Below are 7,772 nucleotides of genomic sequence, written 5' to 3'. Positions count from 1 at the left end.
CCTTTCCTTGAAAAAAGGAAAGGAACTTTTGATTTGGCGGTGTTTGAAAATTCAGTTAATCTGAAGATAATAATTTAGGTGAAATCGGAGTGTTGTTGATTGTGTAAGCTTGCACTACTTCAAACTTAAGATCACCGTCTTCTCCTTCTTAAACGCATCTTCTTTTGGTAATTCACTAATAGCAAGTTCAATATAACTCAAAGCCTCTGGCTTATTTTTTAGAAGTTTGCAAATCTGTGCCAATCGAAAATTTGCCCAAGCTTTTGGCATCTCATCTGCCTTAGAATAATTTTTCAGGTACATTTTTAAATGTGCTTCTCCTTTATCCAATTGCACGTTATAATCTACAGAAACTTTTCCAATCTGATAATTTAAGAGATTTTGTTGGTGTTTATTATAAGCAACTTCCATATTGGCAATCGCTTTATCGTATTGCTTCTGATGTTCATATAAGTTTGTCAATTTTTCATAACAAAGAAAAGATCCACCTTCCACGATAGCGAGCTTATAATACTTTTCTGCAGAAACAAATTCCTTGTCATATTCATAAATATAACCTTTGGCCAAATAGCCATCTACTTTAGAGAGATTTTGTAATTCGTCCGCATATTTGAGCGCCTTACTTTTGCTACCACCAATGATTCCTGGCAACTGCATATACAGCTCAACCAAAGCCCATCGGGTGTTGATATGTTTCGGATCAAGATCGGCTGCCGTGATGAATTCATGCTTCGCATCGCCAATAATTCCCACCGCTTTTATTTTGCTAATTGATAGTGCTTTCATACCCAACGCACCACCATATTTATAATGATAATTGGCCGTTTTGGGACTTAAATCCACCAAGATTTTATAATTCTCAATAGCCTCATCCCATTTTTTCTGATGGCCATATATATCTCCCAACAATTCAATCGCCTTCCGATGATCAGGATGGTGCATTACATAAGAAACCATAAGGTCTTGTGCTTTTGTAAATTGTTTGTCAGCTAGGAATTGCTCAGCTTTTTCAAGATCCGTCTGACCTATGGCAAAAAGTGAAAAGAAGAAAAAAAAGACAGTATATTTCATATAATAGATTCTGAATTCAAAAGTAGACATTCTTAGGTATTATTGTCTAATTAAAGCTTCTTCGAACTACGTAAAAAACATTAGAGTTTAGAGGTTTTCGAAGTTTTATTAACTCTCATTCCGCTAGAAGGACTCCTAACCTCCTTCATTTTTCCAGGTTTTATAAAAATAAGTAGGACATATGGTTTGGTTCGAATTTAAATCCTAAACACATTTTTTTTCCACATTACGATTCAAAGTCTTTGTTCTTAATTCTAAAAGCGAAGCGATCTTGATTCCTTATTAATGAATAGTGATGCTTATGGTATTGTTTTTGCATAATGACAAAAAGATAATAAAGTTAACTTCTAATTTTGTTAACTTCACTCAATCAAACGCAGGCCTGACGTATTTCGTCTTTTTTAAAAAGTCATTACATATTAGATTTCGAAAAATTTCTTTTCAAGGATAAAAATATATTCAAATGATGAAACATTTTATAGCAGTATTTATGGTCGTTTTTTTTGCAAATTTCACACAGGCGCAATCCAACAATTACGAAAAACTCTGGAAACAAGTAGAAAAATTGGAATCTGTAGGTTTGACTAAATCAGCTTTAGAGGTGGTTGATCAAATTTCCAAATTGGCCTTTACCGACAAAAACACCTCACAACACGTAAAGAGTTTATTGTACAAAAGTAAGTACGCACTGGTTTTAGAGGAAGATGCTCAATTAAAGATCATCAACGATTTCAAATCCCAAATTGCAAAAAGCGAAAGCCCAACCAAGAATATTCTAGAAAATATGCTCGCCAATTTATATTGGCAGTACTTTCAACAAAATCGTTATCAATTTTACAACAGAACAAAGACAGAAAGCAAAGTCAATGCTGACGATTTCAGAACTTGGGACTTACAAACCTTATTTTCAGAAATTGATCATCATTTTCAAAATTCGCTTAAAAACGGGTTGATCCTTCAGCAAATCCAATTAGTGAATTATGATGAATTATTACAGACTCAAAAGGATTCAAAATTATACAGACCAACGATTTTCGATTTTCTAAATCAAAATGCCCTGACGTTTTACCAAACAGATGAAAACAGCATTACCCAACCTGCCTATAAATTTTCAATTGATAATCCTGAGTTTTTAAGTGATGCCAAAACTTTTTCAAAATTAGAGATTACCCATCAAGATTCGACGTCGCTGCAATTCAAAGCGTTAAAAATTTATAAAAACCTCATCGCTTTTCATCTCAAGGATAAAGAACCTTATGCCTTAGCTGATGTGGATATTCAACGCTTAATTTTTGTTAAAAACAGTGCGACATTTCCTCATAAAGACGCTATATTCTTGAATACACTTAAAAAGGCTTCTGAAACCTATAAAAGTTATGACGTTTCTACACGTTATGAATTTGAAATAGCATCACTATATTATCAACAAGGCCAAAACTTCCAAGCCAAAACCAAAGCTGATGTCCGCTGGAAATTCAAAGAAGCATTAGAAATTTGCAACGCTGCGATCAAAGCCTTCCCTAAAAGTAAAGGTGCCGAAAATTGTATCGTTTTAAAGGATATCATTTTAAAACCAACTTTACAACTCACTGCAGAAAACAGTATTCCTGTTCAAGAAAACAGTCTATTATTGGTAAGCTATTCTAATTTGAATAATTTAAAATTCAAAGCATTTAAAATTTCTGATTCACAATTAGAGAAATTTAATAAAACCTTTCGACAAGAGGAACAATTTGCTTTTATCAAAAGCTTAAAACCCACGGAAGATTGGCAAAGCCCACTTAAGGACGAAAAGGATTTTCAAGTACACACTACTGAGGTTGTCGTTCCAAAATTGAGCAACGGACAATACCTTATTGTAGCAACGCCTGATTTTTCGAATGGCGAATTTTTCGCTTATAAAACGATTCAAGTAACCAATATGGCGTTGCTGACCAAGTTTGATACCAAAAAAGAATTGTTTCAATTGATCAACAGAACCAATGGTCAACCAATTGTTGGGGCGAAAGTTACAGTAAGCTACCAAGAAAATTATAATAACAGTTATAAAACACAAAGTTTCCAAACCGATAAACAAGGCGAATTCAGCCTGACAAACTCCGAAAACCGCTATTACAATATGGATGTTACCGCAGTCTATAATGGCGAAACTGCCTACTTTAAGAATTATTATAGCAACAGATATTATAACGATAACGATGGGCCAGATCAAGTGAGCTACCATCCGTTTTTATTTACGGATCGCAGCATTTACCGACCAGGACAAGTGGTTTACTTTAAAGGCATTGCTACAAAAACAGAACATAAAAAGACCAGCGTTTATGCCAATCAATCAACAAAAGTGACCCTTACCAATGTCAATGGCGAAGTGGTTAAGGAACTACAACTCAAAACCAACGATTACGGTTCGGTTTCCGGAGAATTCATACTTCCCAATGATGGATTAACAGGTAGTTTTGGCATCAGCATCTTTGCCGGAAGTTACGGTTACACAACTATTTCTGTTGAAGAATACAAACGTCCAAAATTTGAGACCAGCTTTAAACCCTTAACCGAAACCTTTAAAGTCAACGATTCTGTTACCGTAAAAGGTAAAGCTTTGGCGTATGCAGGAAGTAACATTACCGATGCAAAAGTAGTGTATCGTGTCCATCGCAAAGTCAAATTTCCACTTTGGTATTATTGGTACCGACCTTGGTTTAACAGTGAGCCACAAGAAATTGCACATGGCGAAAGCATCACAGATAAAAACGGCAATTTTGAAATTACTTTTAAAGCTATTCCTGATGAAAGTGTAGATAAAACCAATTTGCCAGTGTTCAATTATGAAATTACCGCCGATGTGACCGATCTTAATGGCGAAACGCGAAGTGCAACCACAATTGTGAATATTGGCTATCATGCGCTTTTAGCAAATATCAATATTGAAGATCAGTTGGATAAAACCAGTAAGAAAAACCAATTAACACTTACGACCAAAAATTTAAATGGCGAATTTGTTCCCGCTCAAGGCACAATCAAAATTTATAAACTCGAAGCTCCGAGAGAAGTTTTAAGACCGCGTCCTTGGGCAGCACCAGATTACCAAGAGATGTCTCGTGAAGAGTTTAAAAAATTATTTCCGCATGAAGCCTATCAAGATGAGCAGAACCCAGAAAATTGGGACAAAGGAAAAATAGTTTTTGAAACCAATTTTGACACTTCTAAATCCAAGGAAATCGACTTAGGAAATCTTAAAAAATGGGATTCTGGAAACTATGTCGTTGTTTTGGAAAGTAGCGATCGATTTGGACAGTTGGTAAAGGATCAAGCCAGAACTTTTGTGTTCAGTCCAGAAGACAAAACACTTCCTGACCATCAATTATTTAGTGTGAGCACCGATCAATCCACTTATAAAATCGGACAGAATGTGATCATTACTTTTGGTAGTGCTGCGGAAAACTTAGTAGTCACAGTAGATGTAGAAAAAGATCGAAAAATCATCAAGACTTATATTATTCCGCTGAGCAATAACAAAAAAACGATTGCCATTCCTGTATTAGAATCAGATTTGGGCGGCTTTGCCGTTCATTACAGTTTTGCAGCTTTTAACAGTTTTCAGTCTGGAACACTAACTATTGCTGTTCCGTATCCAAAATCAGAATTGACTATTGAAACCAAAACCTTTAGAGACAAATTAGAGCCTGGAGCCGACGAAACCTGGAGTTTCAACATCAAAGGCCCACAAGGCGATAAAGTAAGTGCTGAATTATTGGCAAGTATGTATGATATGTCTTTGGATCAATTTCAACCGCATCAATGGATATTTAGTCCGTTATATCAACCTGTTTATTACAGCAATAACCAGCGGAGCGCCACTAATAGCTTTGGCAGCGGCGCTTTTAATGTGTATTTGCCAACCAATAATTTAAGCTATCCCTACCAAAATTATGATCAATGGAATTGGTTTGGCCTTTATTTCGGGAATGGAAGATATGGGATGGATACAATGGTTCGAGGCATGGCTTCAGGGGTTCAAATGGAAAACACTTTGGTAATGCGAAAAGATTCATTCTCTGACAACAAGGCTGAAGGAGAGGTTATGGAACAACTGAATACACCTCCTCTACCACCATCTCCTTCGGATTCAAACAATGAACCTAAAGAAGATTTAGAATCTGTCGGCATTCGGAAAAATCTTCAGGAAACGGCATTCTTCTTTCCACTATTACAAACCGATGCAGACGGAAATGTCACATTTAGTTTTACGACACCAGAAGCTTTGACCAAATGGAAATTACAGTTATTGGCCCATACTAAATCCTTAGAAAGCGCAACCACATCTTTAGAAACTGTTACTCAAAAGGAATTGATGGTCATCCCAAATGCACCTCGTTTTCTACGTCATGGCGATGCGATTTCCATCAGTACCAAAATCGCTAATCTTACAGATAAGTCGTTATCTGGAGAGGCCATTTTACAACTTTTTGATGCGATTACCGGCAATGCTATTGATGCAAAACTTAATAATTCTAACAATAGAAAACCTTTTACTGTCGATGCGAAAGGCAACACCCAAATCACGTGGAGTTTAAACATTCCTGATGATGTGGATGCCGTCTTATATAAAGTCATTGCAAAATCTGGCGTTTATAGTGACGGCGAACAAAACGTCCTACCGGTACTCTCAAACCGAATGTTGGTAACCGAAACCTTGCCGATGTGGATGCGTTCTAATGAAACCAGAACTTTTACTTTAGACAAATTGGCTTCATCAGGCTCAGCCGCTTCAAAAACACTCAAAAACCAAAAACTGACCTTGGAAATGACTTCCAATCCGGCGTGGTATGCCGTTCAGGCATTGCCTTATTTAATGGAATATCCTTACGACTGTAACGAACAAATCTTCAGTAGATATTACGCCAATGCGTTGGCCAGTCATATCGCCTATGGCAATCCGAGAATTAAAGAGGTCTTTGACCAATGGGCTTCTCAAGATGCCTTGATCAGCAATCTTGAAAAGAATGACGAATTAAAAGATATCCTAATTCAGGAAACGCCTTGGTTACGAGATGCCCAATCTGAAACTGAGCAAAAGAAACGGATCGCGCTATTGTTTGACCTGAACAAAATGACCAACGAATTGCAATCGGCACAACGCAAACTTCAGAACAACCAAATGAATAACGGTGCTTGGGCTTGGTTTGAAGGTGGGAGAGAAAATCGTTTTATCACACAACAAATCATTACTGGTTTTGGGCATTTGAAACAACTTGATGTTAACCAGAAGGGAATTGAAGGATCATCTAGTGACATGATCAAAAAAGCCATCACTTATTTAGATGCCGAATTTGTTCAAGAATACAAAGACATCAGAAAATATGATAAAAAAGTCGATTTAAGCAAAGACCATTTAAGCTATACGCAATTACACTATTTGTATACGCGTAGCTTTTTCCCGGAAATCGCAAAAAGCAAAGAAGTTCAAACCATCACCGATTATTATCAAACGCAAATCCAGAAGTATTGGCTACCGCGTTCCATATATGCTAAAGGCTTGATGGCAATGGTTTCGCATCGCGCTAAAGATTCAAAAACCGCGAATAGCATTTTAAAATCTCTAAAGGAAAACAGCATTACTTCTGATGAATTAGGCATGTATTGGAAAGACAATAAATCCTCATGGTTTTGGTACCAAGCGCCGATTGAAACGCAAGCGCTGATGATTGAAGCTTTTTCAGAAATTCAAAAGGACGTAAATACGGTTGATAATTTAAAAATCTGGTTGCTTAAAAACAAACAGACCAACAGTTGGAAAACCACCAAAGCCACAACCGAAGCTGTTTATGCCTTATTGTTGCAAGGCAGTGATTGGCTGAGCGTCACTGATATGGTCGATGTTGTTGTGGGCGGCAAAAAAATCGAACCTTCCAAATTAGAAGCGGTTAAAGTAGAAGCTGGAACTGGCTACTACAAAACATCCTGGACTGGTCCAGAAATAACCCCAGAAATGGCAAACGTGACTTTGACTAAAAAAGGCGAAGGCATTGCTTGGGGAAGTTTGTACTGGCAATATTTCGAAGATCTGGACAAAATAACTTTTGCTGAAACGCCATTAAAATTGAACAAAAAACTGTTCCTTAAAACTAATACCGATAAAGGCGAACAAATTTCAGAAATCACTTCCAAAACTGATTTAAAAGTAGGCGATTTGGTAAGAGTTCGCATCGAATTACGCAGCGATAGAGACATGGAATTCTTACATATGAAAGATATGCGTGCTGCAGGTTTTGAGCCAGTGAATGTTTTGTCTAGCTACAAATACCAAGATGGCTTAGGTTATTATGAAAGTACAAAAGATGCCGCCACCAATTTCTTCTTTGACTATTTGCCGAAAGGTGTTTATGTTTTTGAATATGATTTACGTGTGAATAATAGTGGAAATATGAGCAATGGTATTACCACCATTCAAAGTATGTATGCTCCGGAGTTTACAAGTCATAGTGAAGGGATTCGGGTAAATGTGGAGTAAAAAAGCTGGAAGCACGAAGCTGGAAGCACGAAGTTGAAAGCACGAAGTTGAAAGCACGAAGTAAGAAGTAGTAAGTGAGAAGTTCAGTTTGTCGCTAAAACATCAAACTCAGCCCAATTAAATAATTCCTTCCCTTTTTCAAGGGAAGGTGGATTCAATTCCAGAAAAGGAATTGAAGACGCAATGGCTA

At 36.9% G+C, this 7,772-nt stretch carries 2 protein-coding genes; one reads left to right on the top strand and one right to left on the bottom strand.

All coding sequences use genetic code 11. From position 1 onward, the window contains the following. Positions 1–114: 114 nt before the first annotated feature. Complete coding sequence (locus ACOH2D_RS18105) at positions 115–1,071, bottom strand: tetratricopeptide repeat protein (RefSeq protein ID WP_348036294.1); 957 nt, start codon at positions 1,069–1,071, stop codon at positions 115–117. A 466-nt stretch (positions 1,072–1,537) separates the two neighbouring features. On the opposite strand from ACOH2D_RS18105, the gene ACOH2D_RS18100 reads away from it, so the two are divergent. Further along, entirely contained in the window at positions 1,538–7,582 is a 6,045-nt protein-coding gene (locus ACOH2D_RS18100; RefSeq protein ID WP_449536144.1) for an alpha-2-macroglobulin family protein, read from the top strand. The last annotated feature ends 190 nt before the right edge of the window (positions 7,583–7,772 follow it).

This window comes from Gelidibacter sp., from assembly GCF_053579655.1.
This window is presented reverse-complemented; position numbering and strand designations above follow the sequence as displayed.